This window comes from Spirosoma foliorum (genome assembly GCF_014117325.1).
Classification (GTDB): domain Bacteria; phylum Bacteroidota; class Bacteroidia; order Cytophagales; family Spirosomataceae; genus Spirosoma; species Spirosoma foliorum.
Genome location: NZ_CP059732.1, coordinates 7060345 through 7086615, shown reverse-complemented (window position 1 = coordinate 7086615; position 26271 = coordinate 7060345). Strand labels below are relative to the sequence as shown.

At 47.7% G+C, this 26271-nt stretch carries 19 protein-coding genes; 14 read left to right on the top strand and 5 right to left on the bottom strand.

Translation table 11 applies throughout. The features are described from left to right. The first annotated feature begins 52 nt into the window (after window positions 1–52). The 5 genes from H3H32_RS29775 to H3H32_RS29755 all read left to right on the top strand — a co-directional run bounded on the left by H3H32_RS29775 (window position 53) and on the right by H3H32_RS29755 (window position 6298). Window positions 53–1195, top strand: coding sequence for a Gfo/Idh/MocA family protein (locus H3H32_RS29775; protein ID WP_182459353.1), 1143 nt, complete (start codon window positions 53–55; stop codon window positions 1193–1195). A gap of 127 nt (window positions 1196–1322) precedes the next feature. Continuing rightward, a complete protein-coding gene (nagB, locus tag H3H32_RS29770) occupies window positions 1323–3296 on the top strand; it encodes a glucosamine-6-phosphate deaminase (RefSeq protein WP_182459352.1) in 1974 nt (657 codons plus the stop codon). Window positions 3297–3526: 230 nt separating this feature from the next. Continuing rightward, entirely contained in the window at window positions 3527–4300 is a 774-nt protein-coding gene (locus tag H3H32_RS29765; RefSeq protein ID WP_182459351.1) for a hypothetical protein, read from the top strand. 148 nt (window positions 4301–4448) lie between these two features. After that, window positions 4449–5108: a transposase gene (locus H3H32_RS29760; protein WP_220472571.1), complete on the top strand. Its 660-nt coding sequence runs from the start codon at window positions 4449–4451 to the stop codon at window positions 5106–5108. A gap of 14 nt (window positions 5109–5122) precedes the next feature. Then, entirely contained in the window at window positions 5123–6298 is a 1176-nt protein-coding gene (locus tag H3H32_RS29755) for an acyltransferase family protein (RefSeq protein ID WP_182459350.1), read from the top strand. Here the strand turns inward: H3H32_RS29755 and H3H32_RS29750 are convergent. The 4 genes from H3H32_RS29750 to nirB all read right to left on the bottom strand — a co-directional run bounded on the left by H3H32_RS29750 (window position 6295) and on the right by nirB (window position 11589). Further along, the gene (locus H3H32_RS29750) at window positions 6295–6969 is read right to left on the bottom strand and encodes a response regulator transcription factor (protein ID WP_182459349.1); all 675 of its coding nucleotides are present in this window, start codon (window positions 6967–6969) and stop codon (window positions 6295–6297) included. The two genes, H3H32_RS29755 and H3H32_RS29750, sit on opposite strands and share 4 nt — an antisense overlap. 2 nt (window positions 6970–6971) lie before the next feature. Further along, a complete protein-coding gene (locus tag H3H32_RS29745) occupies window positions 6972–8456 on the bottom strand; it encodes an ATP-binding protein (protein WP_182459348.1) in 1485 nt (494 codons plus the stop codon). A gap of 109 nt (window positions 8457–8565) precedes the next feature. After that, window positions 8566–8919 (bottom strand): nitrite reductase small subunit NirD, encoded by a 354-nt coding sequence (gene nirD / locus H3H32_RS29740; RefSeq protein ID WP_182459347.1) that lies wholly within the window; start codon window positions 8917–8919, stop codon window positions 8566–8568. Between the two features lie 150 nt (window positions 8920–9069). After that, entirely contained in the window at window positions 9070–11589 is a 2520-nt protein-coding gene (gene nirB, locus H3H32_RS29735; protein ID WP_182459346.1) for a nitrite reductase large subunit NirB, read from the bottom strand. 278 nt (window positions 11590–11867) lie between these two features. Between nirB and cobA the strand changes: the two genes are divergently transcribed. From cobA to H3H32_RS29690, 9 genes are all read left to right on the top strand, one after another. Next, window positions 11868–12632 (top strand): uroporphyrinogen-III C-methyltransferase, encoded by a 765-nt coding sequence (gene cobA, locus H3H32_RS29730; RefSeq protein ID WP_182459345.1) that lies wholly within the window; start codon window positions 11868–11870, stop codon window positions 12630–12632. 351 nt (window positions 12633–12983) lie between these two features. Next, window positions 12984–14513: an alginate export family protein gene (locus H3H32_RS29725; protein ID WP_182459344.1), complete on the top strand. Its 1530-nt coding sequence runs from the start codon at window positions 12984–12986 to the stop codon at window positions 14511–14513. A gap of 44 nt (window positions 14514–14557) precedes the next feature. Further along, on the top strand, window positions 14558–15859 hold the full coding sequence (locus H3H32_RS29720; protein ID WP_182459343.1) for a NarK family nitrate/nitrite MFS transporter: 1302 nt from the start codon (window positions 14558–14560) through the stop codon (window positions 15857–15859). Between the two features lie 100 nt (window positions 15860–15959). Beyond that, window positions 15960–19478: a nitrate reductase gene (locus tag H3H32_RS29715; RefSeq protein WP_182459342.1), complete on the top strand. Its 3519-nt coding sequence runs from the start codon at window positions 15960–15962 to the stop codon at window positions 19476–19478. 67 nt (window positions 19479–19545) lie between these two features. Beyond that, the gene (locus tag H3H32_RS29710) at window positions 19546–21003 is read left to right on the top strand and encodes a rubredoxin domain-containing protein (RefSeq protein WP_182459341.1); all 1458 of its coding nucleotides are present in this window, start codon (window positions 19546–19548) and stop codon (window positions 21001–21003) included. 8 nt (window positions 21004–21011) lie between these two features. Further along, window positions 21012–21500 carry a nitrate reductase associated protein gene (locus tag H3H32_RS29705; protein WP_182459340.1) on the top strand — a complete coding sequence of 163 codons (489 nt, stop codon included), beginning with the start codon at window positions 21012–21014 and terminating at the stop codon, window positions 21498–21500. 98 nt (window positions 21501–21598) lie between these two features. Continuing rightward, window positions 21599–21994 carry a hypothetical protein gene (locus H3H32_RS29700; RefSeq protein WP_182459339.1) on the top strand — a complete coding sequence of 132 codons (396 nt, stop codon included), beginning with the start codon at window positions 21599–21601 and terminating at the stop codon, window positions 21992–21994. A 73-nt stretch (window positions 21995–22067) separates the two neighbouring features. Then, on the top strand, window positions 22068–24929 hold the full coding sequence (locus H3H32_RS29695) for a M16 family metallopeptidase (RefSeq protein ID WP_182459338.1): 2862 nt from the start codon (window positions 22068–22070) through the stop codon (window positions 24927–24929). Between the two features lie 56 nt (window positions 24930–24985). Further along, window positions 24986–25294: a nucleotidyltransferase family protein gene (locus H3H32_RS29690; RefSeq protein ID WP_182459337.1), complete on the top strand. Its 309-nt coding sequence runs from the start codon at window positions 24986–24988 to the stop codon at window positions 25292–25294. Window positions 25295–25393: 99 nt separating this feature from the next. Here H3H32_RS29690 and H3H32_RS29685 read toward each other — a convergent pair whose 3' ends face one another. Next, a complete protein-coding gene (locus H3H32_RS29685; protein WP_182459336.1) occupies window positions 25394–26263 on the bottom strand; it encodes a hypothetical protein in 870 nt (289 codons plus the stop codon). Between the last annotated feature and the right edge of the window lie 8 nt (window positions 26264–26271).

Sequence of the window (26271 nt, the reverse complement as noted above, 5' to 3'; positions counted from 1 at the left end):
CTAACATAAACCCGTTTTGGCAGTTGTTTTTGTGAATACAACACACAATATCATGAAAACAACTGCATCGGAAGACCGCACAATTGGGCTTGGCGTTATTGGTATGGGGGGCTTCGGATTGTTCGCCGTTCAGCAATTTTTACAGACTCCACATACAAAATTAGTTGCCATTGCTGGCTCAAAACGAGAGGAGTCTATTGTGGCTGCTAAACGGTTTGGTGCCGAGACCTTGGCGAGTATCGACGAATTGGTCAATCATCCTGACGTCGATCTGGTCTATATTGCTACCCCTCCGTTTATGCATTACGAGCAGGCTATGCTGGCCCTGAATGCCGGAAAACACGTCATTTGCGAGAAACCGCTGGCCATGAATCCGGAGCAAGGTCGAGAAATGATCGAGACGGCGCGGGAAAAAGGGTTGCTGATGGTAACCAACCTGATGCAGCGCTATAACCCGATGTTCGCTAGGGTCAAGCATCTGATTGATAAAAACTTGTTAGGCGATTTCCTGCATGGCTATTTTGAAAACTATGCAGGCGATGAAGGCCTTTCGCCCGAACACTGGTTCTGGGATCGCACGAAATCGGGAGGCATTTTCATCGAACACGGTGTTCACTTCTTCGACATGTTTACGGGTTGGTTGGGTGATGGAACCCTTAAAGCGTCGCAGGTTGTAAAACGCCCGAACAGCAAAGATATTGAAGATCAGGTGCAGGCAACGGTCGAATATGGCAATGAGGAAACGGGTAAGAAGCTGGTTAATTTTTATCACGGTTTCACCCAAACTGGCCGGATGGATCGTCAGGAAATGCGGCTGCTGTTTGAACGGGGCGATATTACCCTATTCGAATGGGTTCCAACCCGGATGATTATGCGCTGTGTAGTCGATGAAGAAACAACGCGGGCATTGATGGAACTCTTTCCGGGCGCTCAACTAAATGTAACGGCCAATATTGGCGGGAAAGATCGGCCGTTACGTGGTCGGCATAAAGAGTTCGATGCCTACCAGCAAATTGAACTTCGATTCGGCTTTGGCGATGAGAAGCAACACATTTACAGCGAATTACTGCGTCTGATGTTTCAAGATCAGGTCAGAGCCATTCATTATCCTGAAGCGCACCGGATCATTACAGAGCAGAATGGGCTTAACTCGCTGATCATTGCAACCGAGGCCGATACGCTGGCGCGGAGTTAAGAATTGTACGGAGAAGGGGAGTTTATAAAAAAATTTAAAATATTGAGCTTAGTCCGTAAAATACCTGAAAACTAGCCGAATTTTTTCGACCTTTGTGGCGTCTCATCTTTTCTCCGCATAGCGCATCATGATTACGGAGTCCACTCTGCTTGACAATCCGGACGGCCAATTGCCAGGAACAACCCCTACCGGTGGCCCCATTCAGGCCGCCATCACTTACGAAAAAATTCCAACTCACATCTACGCTGATGCTAAGGATGCATCGCGGGCTGTGGCTCAGGAAATTGCTGATTTGATTCGCCAGAAACAAAGCGAAGGAAAGCCTTGTGTTCTGGGGTTGGCAACGGGTTCTTCGCCCAAAACGGTTTATGCTGAACTGATTCGCATGCACCGGGAAGAAGGCCTGAGTTTTCACAATGTGGTATCGTTCAATCTGGACGAATATTACCCGATGGAGCCCGACTCCCTGCAAAGCTACTGGCGTTTTATGCGGGAGCAACTGTTCGACCATGTCGATATTCCTGCCGGAAATTACCATGTTCCAGACGGAACGCTTCGGACTGATAAGGTCGCGGAGTTTACGAAGGAATATGAAGCTGAAATTGAAGCCGCTGGTGGCCTGGATTTCCAACTGCTGGGTATTGGTGGTAATGGCCACATTGGCTTTAACGAACCGGGCTCATTGATCAATTCGCACACGCGATTGATGATGCTCGATAACTCGACACGGGCTGCCGCTTCAGTTGATTTTGGTGGTCTGCCTAAAACACCTCGTAAAGCTATTACGATGGGTGTTTCGAGTATTCTGGGTGCCCGGCGAGTGGTTTTGCTGGCCTGGGGTGAGCGGAAAGCACCCGTTATTCGGGGGGCTGTAGAAGGTCTGGTGACTGAACTAAATCCGGCATCGTATCTGCAAACGCACCCGAATGCCTTATTTGTAATTGATGAGGCTGCTGCTTCGGAGTTGACCCGCATGAAAACGCCCTGGTTGGTGGATTCGGTTGTTTGGGACAACAAGATGAAGAAAAAGGCAGTCACTTATTTGTCGCTAACGCTCGGGAAACCCGTTCTGAAGCTAACCGACCGCGATTATAACGACAATGGTATGAGCGATCTGCTTGCCCAATATGGTCAGGCATATGATATCAACATCGACGTTTTCAACCAGCTTCAGCACACCATTACCGGTTGGCCAGGTGGTAAACCCAATGCTGATGACACCAACCGTCCTGAACGGGCGTTGCCTGCTCACAAACGCTGCCTGATTTTCAGCCCTCACCCCGATGATGATATTATCTCGATGGGCGGAACCTTCCAGCGCCTGCGCGATCAGGGGCATGAGGTGCATATTGGCTATCAGACGTCTGGGAACATTGCCGTTGCCGATGATGAAGCACTCCGTTTCGCGGATTATGTCGTGGATTTTAACACGAAATTCGGGATTAAAAGCCCCGAAGCAACCCGAATTTTCCAGGATGCCGCAGCGTCGTTACGGGAGAAAAAAGACTCCGAAATGGACACCGCTGAGGTGCGCTATGTGAAAGGCCTGATTCGGATGGGCGAGGCTAAATCGACTTGCCGGTTTGTAGGTATCCCGGTTGAGAATGCACACTTTATGAATATGCCGTTCTACGAAACGGGAAAAGTGGCCAAAAAGCCGCTTAGCGAAGAAGATATCAAGATTACGATGGCGCTGATTGAGGAAGTGAAACCGCATCAGATCTATGCCGCGGGTGATCTTGCCGATCCACACGGAACGCATAAAGTTTGTTTAGATGCTATCCTGGAATCGGTTCGTCGGTTAAAACATAAGAATTTCATGAAAGACTGCTGGGTTTGGCTCTATCGCGGTGCCTGGGCCGAGTGGGATATTCACGAAATTGAAATGGCTGTACCAATGTCGCCGGATCAGGTCATGAAAAAGCGATTGGGTATTTTCAAACACCAGTCGCAGAAAGATGGCGTTGTGTATCAGGGCACCGATTCGCGGGAGTTCTGGCAACGGGCCGAAGAGCGAAACAGTGCTACGGCCGGTTTGTACAACCGACTCGGTTTAGCTGAGTACGAAGCCATGGAAGCATTTGTACGCTGGCGGTTTTAGGTAGAAAAGTTAATTAGTAAACACCCTACAAATTGTCTTCTAGCAATTTATAGGGTGTTTTTTTATGGCTATATCTTGCTGAATCTATAGTAACTAAAGTCTCGTGGGAAAGAATAAGTCGTTAAAAAATTAGAGTGTAGATAAGTTGTAATACAAAAATTGAATATACTTGCATATTTATATTGTAGTTGTATTATAATTCAAACACCAACGACCTCCTTTTTAGTGATATGACCAGACAGAATAGCCAGAGAACATTTCGACTTTTTGCGCTGCATGAATTTATCCAGGATCACTTCACTAAGTCGGACTGGATCAAGGTTGGTTATTTGACGGATAGTCTCGAAATAATCGAAGATCATCCCCGACTATTTCGTAGTCTGGATTTTAAGGATGATGATTATGAGGGAAATAGTTTACAGGTTTTATCGAAACTGATTAGCGAAAGCACCAGTAATCTGTACGAGATCGAACGATTTGTTGAAGCCAAAAAATCGACGATGCATCGGTCAATTCGGGAATTGCCGGAGTTTATCTCGACGGTTCAAACCGTTGTGCCCGAGCGAGTCATTACGTTTGCGCCTGATGTGTTTCGCGTGCCCGTGAAATCAGTTGAGTCGAATCTGTTATCAGTAATGATGCCGTTTGAGAGCCGGTTTTTGGGTACCTATGTGGCCATTCAGAATGTATGCGCCCGACTTGGTATCGAATGCAAACGGGCCGACAGTATTTGGGACAATAGTATTCTGATTCAGGACGTATTTGATCTGATTTTTACGTCAAAAGCGGTTATCACCGATTTCACCGACCGAAACCCGAATGTGTTTTACGAAACCGGCGTCGCACATACACTTGGTAAACTGGTCATTCCAATCACGCAATCGACTGGTGACATTCCGTTCGATCTCCGGCACCATCGGGCGTTGACCTATCTCTCGAATACAGAGGGCTTGTTGAAACTGGAGAAAGATTTAGAGAAAAAGCTGGAGAAGGTTTTTGGTTGATAACGTACCTACGGGCTGCAGCCCGTGATTTTATTTATAAAATATCTTTTTTACAACATTCACGGGCTGCAGCCCGTGGGTACGTTCAACGTTACATATTTTTCTTTGTTCGTCAGAGTCAGGAAGTTGGGACTAAACTCGTAACTTGATGATGAAGATAGAATATGCGCGTAATCTGCCCCATCTTCAATATGTTGGGGCTTCTTTTTTTGTGACTTTCTGTTTGAAAGGCTCGCTTCCGGCTGCTGTTGTTCGGGAGTTTATCGCCGAACGGGATCGAGTGATAAAAGCCATGAAGGAGAAAAATGCAGATGGGATTTCAGACGAAGTTTATCGGGAGCAAAAAAAGTACTTTGCCCGTATTGAGCGAACATTAGATGCTTGCCAGTATGGTTATGACTGGCTTAAGAATCCACTTGTTGCTGATGCGCTGGCTAAGCGAATTAAAGACATTGACGGAAAAGGGTATGAATTACTCGCCTATTGCATCATGCCAAATCATATACATTTGGTAGTTGATACCGCCAATCAACTGGATACGCTAGAACCAGATGAGGCCATCACAACAGACAACTATCGCCAATTGTATCAGACCCTGAGGTTAATTAAGGGCGGTTCAGCGTTTGAGGCTAATCGCCTATTGGGTCGTTCAGGTGCATTCTGGCAACCAGAAAGTTATGATCATTATGTACGTGATGCCGCAGAGTTAAAGCGGATCATAAATTATACGTTGCAGAATCCTGTTAAAGCTGGTTTAGTGAATGACTGGAAGGAGTGGCCGTATACGTATCTTAGCGAAGGATTTTGATCTGGGGATGCTATATGAAAACGACGGAATTTGAAATTAGTGCAGATAAATACGGGCTAAAGCCCGTAGGTACAATCCCAACCGCTTCATCACGGTTGCTCTCACTTGATTTCTTTCGGGGGCTGACTGTCGCAGCTATGGTTACAGTCAATAATCCTGGTGATTGGGGGAATATTTATGCACCTCTTGAGCATGCATCCTGGAATGGCTGGACGCCCACCGATTTAATTTTTCCGTTCTTTTTGTTCATTGTTGGCGTGTCGATCACTTTTGCGCTGGGGCGAACTGGTGGAATGGAAAAGGGTGTAATCGGGAAGATTGTCAAACGGAGCGTGACGCTGTTTTTGCTGGGTCTGTTTCTGAATTTCTTCCCGAAGTTTGATATCACAATCGTTCGGATTCCGGGTGTTTTACAGCGGATTGCCGTGGTTTATCTGGCCTGTTCGCTTATTTTACTGAAGACAACTCCTCGTCAGCAAGTCTATATTTTTTGCGGCATTGTTTTGGGATACTGGTTCCTGATGACGGTTATTCCGGTGCCGGGCGTAGGGTATGCCAATCTCGAACCCGAAACTAATTTGGCTGCCTGGTTCGACCGAATCATTCTAACCCCTGCGCACGTATACAAACCCGCGAAAGTTTGGGACCCTGAGGGGTTGCTAAGTACACTACCCGCCATTGGAACGGGCTTACTGGGTCTGCTAACCGGAACGTGGTTACGAAGCAATCGGGTGGCGGCCGAGAAAGTAGCCTGGCTTTTTGCCACAGGCTGTCTACTTACATTGCTTGGGCTACTCTGGGATGGCCTTTTTCCGATTAACAAAGCCCTCTGGACCAGTTCATACGTGCTTTTAGCGGGCGGCCTCGCCATGCTTGGTTTGGCTTTGTGCTACTGGCTGATCGATGTACAGCACTATAAGCGGGGCGTGTTGCCGTTTGTCGCTTTTGGTGTCAATGCTATTACAGTGTTCTTTTTGTCAGGGCTTATTCCGCGTATCATGAACCTGATTCATGTAACTCAGCCCGATGGTACCGAAGTCGGGTCGAAAGAGTATCTGTACCGAACCTTTATTGCCCCACATTTTGCTGACCCGAAAAATGCATCGCTGGCAGGGGCACTGACATTTGTACTGATCTGGTTCGGTATTCTTTGGTGGATGTACCGAAAAAATGTGATTATCAAGGTCTAGTACCTGCTTTTCTCTTCCAGCGCGATACGAATTAAATCGACGGTATTTTTGACGCCCGCTTTACGGATAATACTCGCTCGTTGATTGGCAACCGTATTCGGACTGATACCGAATCGATTGGCAATTTCGGGACTGCTCATCCCGTCGATCAGGCAGGTTAGGATCTGAGCCTCGCGGGAGGTGATTTTATTCCAGACCGATCCGCGCAAAGGCTCTGTCGCTCCGCCCTCTTTGCGCTGGGTTGCACCTGGTAATACTAAATGCTGAATGATTACAGACGAAGCGCTGGGCGGATAGTATAAATCTCCCGTGTGCACCGTCCGGACGGCGTGCAGGATTTCTTCCAGCCCCGTATCTTTTAATAGATAACCTGCGGCTCCGTGTTGGACGGCTTTTATAATGTAATCCGGGTTATTATGCATACTAAACATAATTGTTTTAACCCTGGGGTATTGCTGTGTAATGACTTTGAGCGCTTCAATACCCGACATACGAGGCATGGTTATATCGAGTAACAAGACATCCGTCTGAATGCTGGAAAGCAACTCGACTGCCTCGTCGCCATCTGAGGCTTCGCCAACAATCTGGATGTCGGCTTCATCTTCAAGTAGCATCCGAATTCCTTTTCGGACCACAGAATGATCATCGGTTATAAGAATTCGTATCGACATAGTTAGGTGAGATTTTCGGATAGGTTGACACTGACACGGATTTTCGTTCCTTTTTTGAGTTTCGAGCTAATGCTAAAATCGCCATTGAGCAAACGGGTTCGAGTGCGCATGTTCTCAAGACCATTCGTTGTTGATCGTCGCTTATCGTCGGTGGGTGATGCGTTTAGAACAAACCCTTTTCCGTCGTCGTCTATGGTTAGCAGCAGTTTTTGCGGACTCTGTTGCAAGTTAATTTTTATACTGTGTGCATCCGCATATTTCAGGGCATTATGTAGAGCTTCCTGAACAATACGGTACAACCCGATTTCCATAGCTGGGCTAAGCCGTTTGGCATCAGTAGTACCCGTAAAAACGACAGAAACGCCCGAAGATCGGGTTGTTTGTTCGGCCAGGAGCTGCAACGTTGATCCCAGTCCGAAATCACTTAGTGTCGATGGCATTAGGTTGTAAGAAACCTGCCGGGTTGTTTGAATCGTATCACCAATCAGCTCGCAAAGTTCGGCGAACCGGGCTCGTTGCTTTTCATCAGTAAAGGAAGTCGCCTTTAGTTTTTCGGCATGGAGTTTCAGGCCCGTAAGCATCTGGCCAATACCATCATGCAGCTCACGGGCAAAACGCCGTCGCTCTTCTTCCTGGCCTTCGAGCAGTGCAGCCGACCGAACCGTGTCTTCGGCTAGCTGCAATTGGTATTTTTCTTCGGTAGTACGAAGCAGTTCCTGTTGAGTTTCAACGAGTTTTCGGTTCGAGGCTGCCAGATTCTGATTTGTTGATTCCAGCTCCCGGTTGGCGATTTCCAGATGATTATTGGCTAACTGTAACGCTTTCTCTGATCGGGCCAGCCGACGAACCACGTGCCTGGTATGATTAACTACCGGCCTGAAAATAAATAGCCCTTCAATCAGTAGCGTTAGTAAGGTAGCGAGGGTGAGCAGCCATTCAATTTGTTCAAGACGTTTTACCTGATCAAAGCTTTCTGTATCGAACTGAAAAACAATGTCGTTCATCTGCTGGATGAACGAAAACTCATCGCGCAGAATAATTTGAAGCGATGCCTTCTTCTCTTCAATCGTACGTTTTGGGTCGTTGATACGGGAAAAGCTCTGGTAAATGGATTCGAATACGGGAGCAACACGCGTAAACATGCTGTCGAGTCGACTACTCTTTCGGACGACATACTTTTTTTCCATGTGCAGCATGCCGTTTCGTAACTGAATATGACTCTGGCTCCAGGAGTTAAGCAACGAATCGAAGGAAACCGTATCGGCCGTCGTAATGCCCTCAATGCGTAACATAGCCAGTTTGGTCAGGCGCTGACTCAACATCCGCTGCCGTCCGGCTACGTTCAGAATACGACTATCGTCATAATGTGTGCTGATCGTATGCTTGATGAACAGTAGCCCGCTCAACGATAGCACCGCTATGACAGCGAGTGCCAGCATATAAAACCGGGTTAGTCGACTAGCTACCTGTTGATCGAGTTGAGTCATGAATCCGTTTTTGGTTTTTGGTATCTGGTTTTCAGTTTACGGTAGCTGACGCATCCTAGGTTGCTCTCGCGTCAGCCACTGTAAACCGAAAACCAAATACCGAAAACGTTTACACCCCAATATACACCATGTCGTCGACTACTTTTATCGGGAAAGTCGCAATCTTATAGCCGTCGTCATTCAGGCAGTCGCCCGTTTTCAGTGAAAATGTCTTTTTATGAAATGGGCAGGCCACCTTCGGTTCATCGCTTTGTGTACCGATCATACCGCGCGACAAAACCATTTGCTGACGGTGCGGACACTCATTCTCCGTCGCATACCATTCGCCCCGACGGGAAAAATTAAAAATGGCGATTTGTCGCCCACCCAGTAGCACGCAAGCGCCCCCATCTTCAGGAATGTGGGCCGTGTTGCAGGCCGGATGCCAGGTTATTTCGTCTTTATGTATTGTCTTTGTTTCCATTGATAAGATGTTGACAGGCGCGAGTTTAAACTCGTGCCTATAATATTGCCAGTATTCACTGGCGTTCCGTCTAATATATGCGTCAGCGAATGCTGACTTCATTGACTGGCACGAGTTTAAACTCGCGCCAGTGTTCGCCAGTACTCAATGCTAAACCCACTCTTTTGCCCGTTTCTGATCACGCAACGAATCGAATTGAATGGTCGGGTCTTTTTGTTCGGGTACGTTTACAAAGTGGGTGAAGCGAGCGCGGAGGTTTGGATTGTCAACCACTTCTTTCCATTCGCACTTGAACGTATCGACCAATAGTTGCATTTCACGCTCCAGATCGCTGGCTATTCCCAGTACATCATCGACAACGACGGCGCGCAAATAGGTCATGCCACCTTCCAGTTTGTTGAGCCAGGTGGCAGTACGAGTAAGCGGGTCGGCGGTTTTGATGTAGAACATCAGGAATCGGTCGATGTAGCGGATGCAGGTTTCTTTGTCCACATCAGAAGCGAGTAATTGGGCATGCTGAGGTTTGGAACCACCATTGCCACCAACGTATAGATTCCAGCCTTTTTCGGTGGCGATGATCCCAAAGTCTTTACTCTGGGCTTCGGCACATTCACGGATGCAGCCCGATACGCCCGACTTGATTTTGTGCGGAGACCGGACGCCCTTGTAGCGTTCCTCGACTTCAATAGCGAACGAAACCGAGTCCTGTACACCATAACGGCACCACGTACTACCCACGCAGCTTTTTACGGTGCGTAGCGATTTCCCGTAGGCATGGCCGCTCTCAAAACCGGCGGCTATGAGTTCTTCCCAGATGATGGGTAAATCACCGACATGTGCGCCGAACAGATCAATCCGTTGCCCGCCCGTGATTTTGGTATAAAGGCCATATTTTTTGGCGACCTGCCCAATTACGATCAATTTATCAGGCGTAATTTCTCCACCCGGAATGCGTGGAACTACTGAATACGTACCCCCTTTTTGAATATTAGCCAAAAAGCGATCGTTGGAATCCTGAATGGTAGCCCGGCCTTTTTCCAGAATGTTCTCATTCCAGAGACTTGCCAGAATCGAGGCAAGAGCGGGTTTGCAGACTTCGCAACCGTCGCCCTTGCCGATGTGATCCAGTACGGCATTGAACGTTTTCAGGTTATTGATTTTTACCAGATCCAGCAGTTCCTGCCGGGTGAAATCGAAGTGCTCGCAAAGGATATTTCGGACGTAAACGCCCTTCTGTTTCAGTACGCCCTGGATAATATCTTTCACCATCGGCGTACAACCTCCGCAACCAGTACAGGCTTTGGTGGCCTTCTTGAGTGCGTCGACTGTATCATGACCATTCTCGCCAATCTCGTGGCAAAGCATAGCCTTGGTTACCGCTTCGCAAGAGCAAATCAACGCATCATCAGGTAAGCCCATGACGCCCGCACCAGCTTCTTCGCCACCCCGTGAACCCAGAATCAGGTCTTCGGGGTCGGGTGGGAGAATGGTCTTGTTCTTGCAGGTTTGCAGAAGCATATTATACTGCTCGGCATCGCCAACAAGAATCCCGCCCAACAGCTCTTTTCCATCGGCCGATATATTGATCCGTTTATAAACACCCTTTGCCTTATTTTCATAGACCACCGTTTTGCAGTTGGGTTCTGAAGCGAACGGATCACCGAACGACCCTACGTCGGTGCCGATAAGCTTGAGCTTCGTAGACATGTCATAGGGCTTGAACTCCTTTTCTTCGCCCAGTAAGCGCGAGGCTACTACTTCGGCCATTTCATAACCTGGAGCCACCAGACCGTATATCATGTGATGCACAACCGCACATTCGCCAATGGCAAAAATGGCGGGGTCGGAGGTTTGCAGGAAGTTATCGACAAGTATGCCCCCGCGCGGGTGTGTATCCAGTCCCGACGACTTTGCCAGCTCATCGCGCGGACGAATCCCTGCCGAAATAACCAGCATATCGACATCCAGACGCGAGCCATCGGAAAACTGCATGCCCGTAATGAAATCATCGCCCGTAATTTCCTGTGTACTTTTCGACAGGTGAATATTCAGTCCCAGCGATTCAAGCTGTCGTTGCAGGATACCCGAGCCCGCATCGTCAATTTGGCGGGGCATCAATCGAGGAGCAAACTCAACGACGTGGGCTTCTTCCATACCCAGATCGAGTAAGGCTTTGGCAGCTTCCAGACCTAAGAGACCACCCCCTAAAACGGCTCCTTTACGCGCCTTACGTGCGTAAGACTGAATGAGGTCGAGGTCTTCGATAGTACGGTAAACAAAGACACCGTCTTTCTCTACACCCGCTACCGGCGGAACAAAGGCTCCCGATCCCGTAGCTAATATCAGGTAGTCATAAGGTACTACAACACCATGATGCGAACGGACTTCTTTTCGCTCCCGATCGATGTCTATAACCGGGTCGGTGAGGTAGAGCGTAATGCCCTTTTCGGCATACCAGCTTTGGGGGGTAAGCGTCAGGTCATCGGCCGTTTTGCCATCGAAATAGGCGCTTAAGTGAACCCGATCGTAGGCTACACGTGGTTCTTCCCCAAAAACCGTTAGTGTAAATCGGTGCTCATTTTTTTCTTTGGCTACTAGCTTTTCGCAGAACTTGTAGCCTACCATACCGTTGCCAATGACGACGATATGCTTGTTTTTGTTTGTGTTCATAGTTGACTATGACTATAACATTGTGAAAACCCCGTTTTATTATTGTATTTATCTAATAAAGTGGCCTTATTCCTCCCAAAAAAGGCTAGTCAAAAATAAAAGGTGTTTTTGGTAAATCCTAATGTATTATTCCGTTTTAGATTGATTATTAAAGATATTTTTTTGAAAAAGACTTGTTTTTAAGAATTTCATCTCTACTTTTGAACCATAAATCGTCAATAAGGGCAACTAGTTAATAATAGTATAATACCACTATTGATCACTAAACGAAAAGCCAAATGATGCCAAAGCTAACACTCGTAGGGGCGGGTCCCGGCGACGGCGAATTGATCACCTTGAAAGGGGTCAGGGCGCTTCAGCAAGCCGACGTTATTCTATACGACGATCTTGCCAATTATACATTGCTGGAGTTTGCACCCGAACGGGCTCTGAAAATCTACGTGGGAAAACGGGCAGGAAAAGCCTCGTTTAGCCAGGAAGAAATTAATGAGCTGATTGTCCAATTTGCGCAGGAGTACGGTCATGTTGTTCGGCTCAAAGGGGGCGACCCATTTGTATTTGGGCGTGGCTACGAAGAGCTTGCGTATACCCGACAATATGGTATTCAGACCGAAGTGATTTCAGGAGTATCGAGTAGTATAGCAGCTCCGGCTTCGCAGGGTATTCCGGTAACGAGCCGGGGGGTAAGTGAGAGTTTTTGGGTTATTACGGGTACCACGCGTAACGGCGAGCTTTCGGAAGATATTCATCTAGCGGCTCAGTCGAAAGCAACCGTAGTGGTGCTGATGGGTATGCGTAAGCTAAATGAGATCTGTGCAATTTTTTGTGAGGCCGGACGCGGCCATTTGCCTATGGCAATTGTACAGAACGGTACGCGTGCCGATGAGCAGTGTGTAATAGGCCAGGTTTGGAGTATACCGCAGTTGGCGGCAGAGCAAGGCGTGGGGGCGCCCGCTGTGCTAGTCATCGGCGAAGTTGTTTCGTTGCATCCAGCTTATCTGGCCGAGTGTATGCGAAGTAGTTTTGGAGTTGTAGAGTTGTAAGGTTATGGAGTTATAGAGTTGTAAAGTTGCAGCGTGTAAATACTCTATAACTCTATAACCTTACAACTCTACAACTAAAAAAAGCCGATCCGGTGTGGGGGCACCTTTGGATCGGCTAAACGGGATTTGTCTATGCGAAAAACACAAACACTTCAAAGAAAATGAAAAATCACAGGTAAAGCAAATTGGCCTCAGCGCGGGACTAGCTAATCGATAGTCCGTCAGGCGTTTATCTTCTCGCCTTCAAAGTCACCATTCTGGTCTGTTCTACACGTCCTTACCCCACTTGGGTAGGTTGATTTCCTGTTGTCTCTACCGTTCATTTTCTTCTTTATCTGATTGCCTATTCTCATGAATTATACAATCAAACGACTGTTGTATGCTGGCATTAGTTTGCTGGTAACGCAGTCAACACTATTCGCGCAATTCTCACTCGTGGGGCAGTTGCGTACGCGAACCGAACTGCGAAATGGCGTTGGTAATCTGGCTCCGAAAGATGCGCCAGCGGCCTTTTTTACCTCGCAACGAACCCGACTGACATTCGGCTACAAATGGGAGCGCATCCAGTTTCAAACGTCCATTCAGGATATTCGGGTGTGGGGCCAGGATGCCGCCACAATCAATAATGCCGATGGAAACCGGCTGATGGTACATGAAGCCTGGGCCGATATTACCCTCGCCAACAGCGCCGATACAACGATCAAATTCAGACCGATTCAGAATCTATCGTTGAAAATCGGTCGCCAGGAAATGGTTTACGATGATTCACGGCTGATTGGTAATCTGGACTGGCTTCAGCAGGGCCGCCGATTCGATGCGGCCATTCTGAAAGGGCAGCATAAAGGTTGGGCCCTCGATTTAGGCGTTGGCTTTAATCAGAATACCGATGCCTTTGGCGTAGTGGGCGATTATTACACAGCTGGTAACGCACCAGCGTCGGCCCTGTCTACCCAAAACATAACACTCGCTATTCCGGCTGGTTTTCTGCCAACGTCGGGCAAAGGGGGAGCGCCTGTTTTATTGACGCCATTAAGTACGAACGGCCAGAATCAGCAGTTCAAATCGTTTCAGATGCTCTATCTGACGCGCAAGTTTAACACCACGAAATTCTCTGCCCTATTCTTCAAAGACGATTTCCAGAAGTACCGGATCGACAGTTTGGGTAGTGCTTCGCAGGGTTACGTATATGGGAGACGTTATGACGTTGCCGGTGTGAATTCCCGTGTAACCTACGGCGCTATGCTAGTTGGTCAGTTGGGGAAAGGGAAAGTACAGTGGCAGGCTTTTGCGTATGGGCAAAGCGGAAAAGATCGCGATGGACTGACGATCAAAAACGCGTATCACTATGGAGCTAACTTCATGATTCAGAAAGGCTTGCTGAGTTTCGGGCCTGGTTATGAGGTGCTTTCGGGGAATAATGCCACGACAATTCAATCAGGCGAAACCAGCCGATTTGATCCCTTGTATGGCACTCCTCACAAATTCCGCGGTTCAATGGATTATTTCTACGCCGGAACTGGCTCGCCAGCAGGTGGTGTGCAGGATGCGTTCCTGAAATTCAAATACACCGGCAAACGCCTGACAACGGGTCTGGATATTCACTATTTGGCTCTAGCCGCACCAACTTACAACAAAATGGCCGATGTACCCGCAGGCACGCTGTTATCGGCCAAACTCGGTATGGAGTACGACTTCATTGCCAACTACGCCCTGAACAAGTTCACCAACGTAGAATTTGGCTATTCCATCATGAATGGAACCAATAGCCTCGAATACGCCAAACAAGGCACGATGGATCAGAAAAGCAAGACGGGTACCTGGGCGTACCTGATGATCAACATTCGGCCCGATTTTCTGGCTGCCAAGCCAGCTCAAAAATAGACCTCCCAATCAATCATATACCTGTTTTCTAAACACATTCGACCATGAATTTCGATACGAATAAACCGCTTCAGAAGCTCAATATCTTCAGTGTGAAAGGTATTCAGATGCAAACTTTTCACATTACGTGGCTTACTTTCTTTGTCTGTTTCTTTGGCTGGTTCGGCCTCGCTCCGTTGATGCCTGCTATCCGGGCCGATCTGGGCCTGACGAAACCACAGGTTGGTAATACCATCATTGCCGCCGTATCGGCTACCATTCTGGCCCGACTGGTTATCGGTCGGTTGTGCGATACCTGGGGGCCACGTAAAACGTACACGGCCTTGCTAGTGCTGGGGTCGTTGCCCGTTATGTTCGTTGGTCTGGCCCACGATTACACGACTTTCCTGCTGTTCCGGCTGGCCATTGGCGTGATTGGGGCTTCATTCGTGATCACACAGTTTCATACATCGATGATGTTTGCGCCAAAAATCAAAGGCACGGCCAATGCGGTAGCAGGTGGTTGGGGTAATCTTGGCGGTGGCATTACACAATTAGCCATGCCCGTCATTATGGCAACTATTGTTGGGTTCGGCTACACCAAGCCCGAAGCGTGGCGACTGGCTATGCTTGTGCCGGGCGTGTTTATGCTTGTGATGGCCTTTGTTTATTACCGCTTTACGAAAGATACTCCCGCTGGCAACTACAGTGATATTGGGCATTCTGTTGCCAAAGCAGAAAAAGTAAGTTTCTGGGCAGCCTGCGCTGACATTCGTGTATGGGCGCTTGCATTGGCCTATGCATGCTGCTTCGGTATGGAAATCACGTTCGACGGCGTAGCAGCTCTCTACTTCTTCGACAATTTCAAACTGGAAGAAACACAGGCAGGCTTCTGGGCAATGCTCTTCGGTGGCATGAACATTTTTGCCCGTGCACTCGGCGGTATCGTAGCCGATAAAGTTGGGAACAAATACGGTATGCGCGGTAAAGGAGTTCTGCTGGCAGGTATGTTGGTGTTGGAAGGGGCAGGCATTATGCTGTTTGCTCAGGCCGGAAGCTTACCGATGGCCATTCTGTCGATGATTGCCTTTGCTCTTTTCCTGAAAATGTCGAATGGAAGCACCTACGCCATTGTGCCTTTTGTAAATCCTAAAGCCGTCGGTGTTATTTCGGGCGTAGTGGGGGCAGGTGGAAACCTCGGTGGTATGCTGATGGCCTTCTTGTTTAAGTCACAATCTATCAGCTACGGGCAGGCTTTTCTCTACATCGGCTGCATCGTAGCCGCTGCCGGATTGCTTTTGTTCCTGGTGAATTTCAGCAAAGAAACGGTGGTAGAAACAGCAGATGTTGAATTGCAACTGAATTAGGGGAGAAAGGAGGAAAGGGAAGAGAGGGAGGAAAGGAATAAAAATAATTTCCACTTCTATCCCTTTCTTCCCCCTCCTCCCTTTCCTCCCCTCTAAAATCATGACTCATCAAACGACCTGTTGCTATTGTGGTGTTGGCTGTGGAATCGTAGTCAAACAGGAACCGAACGGACGATTGACCGTTGAGGGCGATAAACAGCACCCGTCAAACAAAGGGATGCTGTGCTCGAAGGGCATGAATCTGCATTACACGGTCATGGACCAGTCGGATCGGCTACTGTATCCGCAGATGCGATTCAATCGGAACATGCCCATGCAACGGGTGAGTTGGGATACGGCTCTGGAACGAACAGCGGCTGTTTTTAAAACATTTATCAAGAAATACGGCCCTGACTCGGTGGCGTTTTATGTGTCGGGGCAGTGCCTGACCGAAGAGTATTATCTGGTCAACAAGCTTATCAAGGGATTTATTGGCTCTAATAACATCGATACGAATTCTCGGCTTTGTATGAGTTCAGCGGTTGTGGGATACAAACTGTCGCTGGGCGAAGATTCGGTGCCAGTTTGTTACGATGACATCGAAGAGGCTGATCTTTTCTTGGTCGAAGGAGCAAATCCGGCCTGGTGCCATCCCATTCTCTGGCGTCGAATTGAAGCCCACAAGGCGGCCAATCCAAACGTCAAAATCATTTGCGTCGACCCCCGCCGAACCGATACCGCCCGGTCTTCTGACTTGCATTTACCTCTTCGTCCCGGCACCGACATTGTCCTGAACAACGCCATTGGGAGATTATTGATTGAGAAGAACTACATCGATAACGAGTTCATTACCAATCATGCCGATGGCTTTCTGGCTTACCGTGAGCAGGTAATGCTTCGCTCGGTTGAAGAGGCTGCCGAGATTTGTGGGGTTTCAGTCGAAGCGATTCAAACCGCAGCAGATTGGATTGGTCGCTCGAAAGGGTTTCTGTCACTGTGGACAATGGGCCTGAATCAATCGGTGGTAGGCGTGAACAAGAACCTGTCATTGATTAATCTCCACCTGATTACGGGCCGGATTGGCAAACCGGGTAACGGACCATTTTCCTTAACCGGCCAGCCCAACGCAATGGGTGGTCGCGAAACGGGTGGCCTGGCCAATATATTACCCGCTCATCGCGAGGTAACCAATGCCGTCCACCGCGCCGAAGTCGAAGCCTTCTGGAATAGCCCAGTCAAGATTGCAGCTAAACCGGGCCTAACAGCCACCGAGATGTTCGATGCGTTGGCCAATGATCAATTAAAGGCCATCTGGATTATCAACACCAATCCATTGGTGAGTATGCCCGATGCGAATGCCGCCGAAAAAGCATTGAAAAATGCGCGTTTCGTAGTAGTTCAGGATGTTTCGAATCGAGCTGATACCGTACAGTTTGCTGATGTTGTATTACCCGCGGCTGCCTGGCTCGAAAAAGAAGGCACTATGACCAATGCCGAGCGCCGGATTGCTTACTTGCCCAAAGTGCTTGATGCCCCCGGTGAAGCCCTGCCCGATGCCGAAATTATCTGGCGTTTCGCTCAGAAAATGGGATTTGAAGCGTCCTTTTCCTACGCGAATAGCTCAGATATTTACGACGAATATGTTCAACTCACCGCCGGAACGAATGTCGATGTGACGGGCGTGAGCTATGATCTATTGAAAGAAAAACAAACCGTTCAGTGGCCGTATCCAGCAAGGAGCAAGGAGCAGGGGACAGGGGAGACGGACACAAAGCGACTCTTCACAGATAACCAATTTTATACACCCAATGGTCGCGCCCAAATCCACGCGGTACCCGACGAAAATACCTCTGAACCAACTGATAGTGACTTTCCGCTTGTCTTAACCACTGGTCGTATCCGCGACCAGTGGCACACCATGACCAAAACAGGTCGGGTGGCGAAACTGAATCAGCACATTCCGCAACCGTTCCTGCAAATACATCCCGACGATGCCAACGAACGCGGAATTCAGGACGGTCAGCTAGTTGAAGTTCGGGGACGGCGTGGTGAGGTACGCGTGAAAGCCCAACTGACTGACGATGTGCGGCCAGGTCTCTGTTTTCTGCCGATGCACTGGGGCAAGCTCTTGAACAGTAATCTCAATCGAGCCAATAACCTGACCAGCTCACTCGTTGACCCGCGTTCGAAAGAGCCCGATTTTAAGTTCTCAGCGGTTGAGGTGGTCCCGTATCGGAAACCCGTTGAGAAGATAATTATCATTGGCGCGGGCTCAGCTGGATTGGGTTTTATTAATGCGTATCGGAACCTAAATTCTGAGGATGAAATACACGTCTTCTCCAAAGAGATTTATCCCTTCTACAACAGGGTTTTGTTGCCCGATTATATTAGTGGCGAGCAGACATGGGAGCAGCTTGTCAAACTCCGAGAAGATCAATTTGCCGAAGCAAACATCACAGTTCATAAAGGTGTCGGTATTGCCCATATCGACCGAAACGCTAAAGTTGCCGTCGATACAAATGGTACGGAGCATTCGTACGACAAACTGATGCTAGGAATGGGTAGCCGCGCATTTATGCCAAAAGGTGTACCGAAGCTGCCCGGTATTTTCAACATGCGTTCGCGACTTGACGCTGATTCGCTCATGCCCTTTCTGAACGGCGATTCACCACAGGCCGTCGTGGTGGGTGGTGGCTTATTGGGTTTGGAACTGGCCGCTTCCTTACGTCAACTTGGTGTTCGCGTTTCGCTGATTCATCGGTCAGGTCGTTTTATGGAGCGCCAACTTGACCCACTGGCCAGCGAATTATTGTATCTGGAGCTATTGGATCGCGGCATCGATGTTTATTTCAACGAAGAAATTCAAACGTTTGCCGGAACTGATCGACTGGAAGGCGTTCAACTGAAATCGGGCCGGAAGCTGGATTGTCAGGTCGTTGTAATGGCTATCGGAACCGAGCCGAACATCGAACTCGCCCGTGCTGCCGGACTTGCCTGCAACCGGGGTGTTGTAGTCAACGATTATTTGCAAACCTCTGATCCTGATATTTTTGCGGCTGGCGAAGTTGCTCAATGGAACGGCCAAATGTGGGGTGTTACGCTAGCCGCCGAACAACAGGCCGAGACAGCCGCTCGTTTCTTGGCGGGCGATATTTCGCAACCTTATCGAGGCAGCCTTGCCATGAATATTCTGAAAATGGAAGGCTTGCACCTGTGCAGTATCGGTATCAGCGAAGTGCCTGCGGGACAAGGAGCCAATTTTGAAGAGATCGTCTTTATCGACAAGTCGAAACGGTATTACAAAAAGTGCATCGTTCACAACGATAAACTTGTCGGCGCTATTCTGGTCGGCGACAAAAACGAATTTGCCGAATTCCGCGACCTGATTGCCAATGGTATCGAACTGTCGGATAAGCGCCTTCAACTCCTGCGAGCCAGCAAAAAAGTTGATCCAGTAGAAGGCAAACTCGTCTGCTCCTGCAATACGGTAGGTCAGGGAAATCTGGAACGAGCGATTCAGGCGGGTTGCACCGATTTTCAGCAGCTCTGCCAGAAAACGGGTGCCGGAACGGGTTGTGGCTCGTGTCGACCGGAGGTGCGGAGTATACTCTTATCAATGATTGAATTAGTGAATGATTGAATTATTGAATAGGCTGACGCATACTCTATTCTGTCATTCAACAACTCAATCAGTCAATCATTAACCTATGCGCGACTATTATACCCTAAAAGTCAATCTGCCTGCCGGGATTGTTTCGCCCGGTACGTTGCAAACGCTGCTGAAACTGGCGTATGAGGCCAAGGTGCGCACTGTACGCTTTGGGGCACGTCAGCAGCTGCTCATGACGGTGCATTATGAAGACATGCGGTTTCTGGAAAAAGACCTGAAGCAGCACCAGATTACCTATGAACTAAACTCAGAGCAGTACCCGAATATTATCAGCTCGTATTGTGGAGAAGACGTGTTCAGAACCGGAGCGTGGCTGCGCGAAAGTGAATATCATACCGTGCTCGATCAGTTTGATTATCAACCACGGCTGAAAGTCAATCTATCCGATTCGAACCAGAGCTTTACGCCGTTTTTTACCGGAAACCTTAATTTCATTGCCTCGCCCGACCCTCATTTCTGGTATCTATATGTCCGCCCGAAACAAACGAATACACTCTTTCGATGGCCGGAATTGATCTATACCAATAACATTGGTCGACTGGCTAAAGCGGTTGAGGAGGCCATGTTAGGAGAGGGTCTTCAGGATGAGGAATTGCTTTATCAGGCCGTTACAGGAGCGCAGTCGTTTATTACACAACCTGCCGTGCAGGAAGTCGAATTGCCGGAATTTTCCTTGCCGTATTATGAAGGCTTCAATCGCTATGGGCAGCGTTCATGGTTGGGTTTATACCGCCGTGACGAACACTTTTCGATTGCTTTTCTGCTGGATGTTTGTGCACTCTGCCTGAAAACCCGAATCGGCGAATTGTGCGTGACACCCTGGAAATCGCTCATTATTAAGGGGATTGGTGAAAAAGATCGTGCAGCCTGGTCGTATGTATTGGGTAAACACAATATCAATGTGCGCCATGCTGCCAACGAACTTGCCTGGCAAACGGAAGATCATACCGATGAAGGAACCGAACTGAAAAACTACGTGCTGCGGTACTTCGCTAAAAACGACACCCGAACGTTTGGCCTGTGTTTTGGCGTTCAGACTCGCCCGAAATCAGAAGTATTTGGATCAGTGCTGGTACGTAAACGGCCGTTGCTTCGACTAGGTCAGTTAGCCTTATTCAGTGTTTACGACATCTATTGTACCGAAAACTTCAACCCCAATAGCCGCACGTATCGACTGTTTGAAAAAGGATTATTCAAACTTCATTTGCCCAATCAGCTAAATCGCCTGTGTCGGAAATTTAACGCTCGACGACTGGAAGAAGATGGTGAAACGGTACGCATCGATACCGAGAAAACCGAGTCTTCGCCCAATAAAGCCACAAGCATATATCAATGCCCACATTGTTTTACGGTCTACGATGAACAATATGGTGATACACGAAGTAATATTCCGGCGGGTACAAGATTCGATCAGTTGCCTGTCGATTATCAATGTTCAACCTGCGACGCTCCTAAAGCTGAGTTGCGCGAATTAACTGTAGAGTTAGTAAGCTAAAATAGCCTATGAAACCAGTTGCTATAGCTCCTATTTTCTTCGCTTTTGAGAGCGACTTTGTCGAAACGCTTCGGTGCATTCCGATGGTCGTTCGCTACAAACTGGATACGTGCGGCATCAAATTAAAGCTCCCTGAATGGGTGAAACTTACCGTTGATGACAAAGCTCGATTAGCAACGCAACCCTGTTATACACCTGCCGAAATTGCTCAATATCGACTTGATCTGATCAATCTTGTCCAGATCCGATGCCATCATCAGGTAAGTAATCTGGGCGAGGTTGATGCCAGTTGGGAGTGTTTAGGCGAAGTACCCAATGAGGTTCTACAGAAAGCACTGGAGTGGGAGTGCAACCCCATCACAATTCAACAATGGCTGCAACTCGATGTTTTACAGCGATTTGCCCTGGTGAAACTAAGTCGATCCGGCCACGAAGGCGCAAATTTCCCGAGAGCAATTCGGGAGTTTTTAGAGGATAAAAAAATGTATAATGAATAATGTAAAATGCATAATTACAGCGTGTTGCCCGCCTATGATTCTACATTTTACAGTATTCATTATACATTTTTTTACTGAAAAATCAGTAGTATTACTGTGTGAATCGGCATACGAATAACCTCAAACAGCAGATCGAGCGCGTCTTGCGCTGGGAACAATCGTCCCATTGGCGTTTCCGCGACTTTATGCAATTGAGTGAGCTTATTTATAAACATACCTACCGAGTTGTCGATGCACAAGAGTTACAGATCTTCTGGCAATCATCGACTGTTATTTCGTCTTCTTTTCTGGATACCCTCGCCCAATTCGTTGATTATGAGGACTGGGATGACTTTTGTACACGAAATTTCTACGGCACCGTAGAAGTCGATGAGGAAACAGAGATGCTTCACGCGCCCATGTGGGAAATTCCAACCCGTTGGGTCATCGCTATCTGTTGGTTCTCAGTCATTGCTTCGTTAGCTGTTACGATTCTCCTCATCTGGAAGCATTAAACGATTCGCCTTCTCCAATCGTTATTGTTGTGTACATTCGTTTCCAAAATCATAACCTAATTCAAACGACCAAATGGTACGTTTTCCACTCTCACTGAGTTTGTTCATGAGCGCTACGTTGATAGTGGCGCAACCGATTCCTAAATCTAAGACAACAGTTGCCAAACCTACTCCGAAGCCTGCTTCACAAGCTGTTTCTCCTAGTCTTAATGCCCTTATTCCACTCGATCCGGCAGTTAAAGTAGGCAAACTACCTAACGGGCTGACGTATTACATCCGCAAAAATGTTGAGCCGAAAAATCGCGCTGAATTGCGATTGGTTATTCGGGCAGGGTCGGTATTGGAGACTGATAATCAACAGGGATTGGCGCACTTTATGGAACACATGGAGTTTAACGGCACCAAGAATTTTCCAAAGAATGAACTGGTCAATTTTCTGCAATCGGCGGGTGTTCGCTTTGGCGCTGATTTGAATGCGTATACGGGTTTCGACGAAACGGTTTATCAATTGCCTGTACCAACAGATTCGGCCAATGTGTTTTCGAAAGCATTTCAGATTCTGGAAGATTGGGCGCATAACGCTACCATCGACCCAACGGAAGTTGATAAAGAGCGGGGTGTCATTCTGGAAGAACGGCGACTCGGGCGTGGCGCTGGTCAGCGGATGCGCGACAAGTATTTCCCACTTTTGCTGAATAATTCGCAGTACTCAAAACGCCTGCCCATCGGCACGGAGCAGGTGTTGACGACATTTAAGCCCGAAGTGCTACGGCAATATTATAAAGACTGGTATCGCCCTGACCTGATGGCCGTTATCGCCGTAGGTGATTTCGATATAAAGCAGGTAGAAGGTATTATTCGCGAAAAATTCGGACGAATTCCTACTGTGAAAAATCCGAAACCACGCACCGAGTACGAGATTCCCGCGCACAAAGACACGAAGGTGGTTATTGTGACTGATCCTGAACAACCTAACACGGTGGTGCAGGTGATTTACAAACGACCTGAAATCAAAGAGAAAACACTGAATGACCTGCGCGAGAGCATCAAGCGTGGCTTGTTCAACACCATGCTGGGCAATCGAATTCAGGAACTAACCCAACGTGCTGATCCGCCGTTTTTAGGTGGCTATAGTAATTATAGCGATTTTCTGGGTAATCTGGATGCGTTTACGTCTATTGCTGTGGCTAAGGAGGGAAATGTCGAAAAAGCCATTCGGGCCGTTTTGGATGAGAACGCGCGGGTGAAACAATTCGGTTTTACACCTACCGAATTGGCGCGTGCGAAGCAGGAATTCATGACCAACGTAGAGCAGGCATACAGCGAACGGAACAAAACCCGGTCGGTGAATTATGTAAACGAATACGTTCAGAATTTTACGGACAAAGAACCATACACCAGTATTGAGTTCTATTATGATTTCCTGAAAAAAGAGCAGGACGGTATCAAACTGGCCGAAGTAAATGCGCTGGTTGATCAATTCATCCACAACGATAACCGGGCAGTTATTGTCATGGCTCCCGAAAAAGACAAAGCTAAACTCCCAACGGAAGCACAAATTCTGAGTTACGTCGATGATGCCGGAAAAGGCTTGACCGCTTATGAAGACAAAACCATTGATAGCCCACTGCTGGCTACGCAACCAACCGGCTCGCCCGTTGTCAATGAAAAGAAAGTTGCCGACATCGGCGTAACAGAATGGACACTCAAAAATGGCGTTCGGGTGATCTTGAAACCAACAGATTTTAAGAATGACCAGATTCTGTTTTCGGCCAGCAGTTTCGGCGGTACTTCGCTCTATGACCTGAAGGATTTTCAGTCGGCTCGGTTTTCGTCTACCCTTACGGCTATGGGCGGTACGGGTGCTTACAATCAGATTCAACTGGGTAAATTCTTGTCCGGAAAACAGGTGAACGTGTTTCCGTATGTGGGCGAATTGAGCGAAGGTATCAACGGTAGCGCAGCTCCGAAAGATCTGGAGACCGCTTTACAATTGCTTTACAGCTATTTCACCCAACCGCGTAAAGATGCCGATGTTGTCAAGGGCTTTCTGTCGAACCAACGAAGTGCGTTACAAAATCGGATCAATACACCAACACCGCAAGGCGTATTTCAGGATACAGTCTCGGTTACACTCGGCAATCACAATCCCCGTCGATTACCACTTAAACCAGAAGATTTAGATAAAATTGATCTTGACCGTGCGTTGCAAATTTACCAGGAGCGTTTTGCCAATGCGGGCGATTTTACGTTCTATTTCGTCGGTAATTTCAAGGAAGATCAGTTAAAGCCGTTGGTCGAAAAATACCTCGGTGGTTTACCCGCAAGCGATAAGGCAGAGAAGTTTAAGGATCTGGGCATTCGCGCACCGAAAGGTGAAGTTAGCAAAACCGTTTATAAAGGACTTGACCCGAAGGCATCCGTACAACTGGTGTACACAGGCGACATCACCTGGTCGCCGGAAACCGCAACCCAGTTGGACGCACTGGCCGAAGTGCTTGAAATCAAATTGATTGAAAAGCTTCGGGAAGAGGAAAGTGGTGTTTACGGTGTTGGTGCCAACGCAGCTTACGCTAAATATCCGGTGCCCCGTTATACCTTCCGCATCAACTTCGGTTGCGCCCCCGAAAACGTTGATAAGCTCATTGCCAAAACGCAGGAATTGATTAACGATTTAAAACAGAAAGGCGCGCTCCCAGCCGACATCGCTAAATTCAAGGCCGAAACTCGCCGGGAAACCGAAGTGCAGTTGAAAGATAACCAGTTCTGGCTCGGCTACCTCCAGAATCAGTATTACAACGGCGATGCTCCCGACGAAGTCCTGCATGAAAGCGAGCAACTGAACAAAGTAACGGTTGAAAGCACGAAGGCGGCTGCCAATCAGTATTTTGGCTCGAATTACATTCGACTTGTGCTGATGCCGGAGAAGAAGTAGTACATGTGAGGTTAATTAGTTTTTTGCGACCTTTGTTAATTATAGATCCGTAAATTATGGAACTGAATAAGCAGATAATCCTTCAATTTATACGACGGAATCGGGCACAGATTAGAGCGTTCGGCGTTGAAAAGATTGGCTTGTTCGGATCGTTTGTTCGGGACGAACAGCGTCCTGATAGTGATATTGATTTATTGGTTGAATATGGAATCGGGCAAGCGTCATTTAAGAATCTAATGCACTTAGCTTTCTTTTTTGAGGATTCTCTGCATCGTAAAATTGAGCTTGTAACGCCCTCATCATTAAGCAATCGACTTAAGCAATACGTTGTCCAAGAAGTTGAATATGTCACGCTCACTGATTGAATATTTAGAGCATATTCCATGAAGTAAAAATATAAACTGAATGGCCTAACGTCAAATGATTTGACGTTAGGCCATTCAGTTTATTAAAGACCCAAGCTTCTATTTTTCCTCTTCTAAAATTACCGACGCTTTTACATGACCATTTGACGCAATAAGTCGTGCCTCTTCGGCCAATTGTTGAGGTGTGATAACAGAAAAAATGCTTTTTTTGATCTCTTTTATTGTCTCGAATTGTTTATGCTGAGGTGCCAGAATAGGGGGAGTTTCAGCAACTATCTTGAATTGACCAGGTCGGTTAAAATTAGCTTTTGAGTAAGAATTCAGTACGTCAGCTACCGCTTCATATTCATACAGGTTATTCGCTACAACAGCCTCTGTATTAGTAAAGTCGATTTGTTGATAAACGATCAGGACACCATGCGTAGTAAGCAGCGTTACATTGGTTGGTTTAAGCAAACCTTTGATTTTGCCCGGTTTCAACGGATAATAAATGTCAGCCTTTTGATCTAAACCTGGCACATCAAGTGTTTTTTTGACAAGCCGCGCAAAGGCACCGCGCCCACTAGCGGCTGGATTGTAGGGTTCTCCAACAAACTTTTCATACAAATCAACGAACTGTGTTCTCGATAGGCCACCAGCAAGGGGCATTGGTTCGCCAAATTGGAGAAGTCCGTTACTGTATTGACTTAATGTATTAATATACGATGCGTTGAATGCTGATAGTGCTTTACCAAATATCTCCTGTTTAAACGCTTTGTTGTGTTGCTTCACTGTCTCACGCAAGCTGCTCAGGCTATTCTTGATGAACTGGGCAACCGGCTTCCCAAGCAATTGCTCAGCGACGGATAGTTTATGATCGGACGTATGAAAATAGACGGCCTGCTCCGACACGCCCAAGAGCCCAAAGACGATTTTTTCAAGCGACAGCGGGTTAGTCTGTACAAATAAAGGCGTAATGAACGTATTCATAATGAACG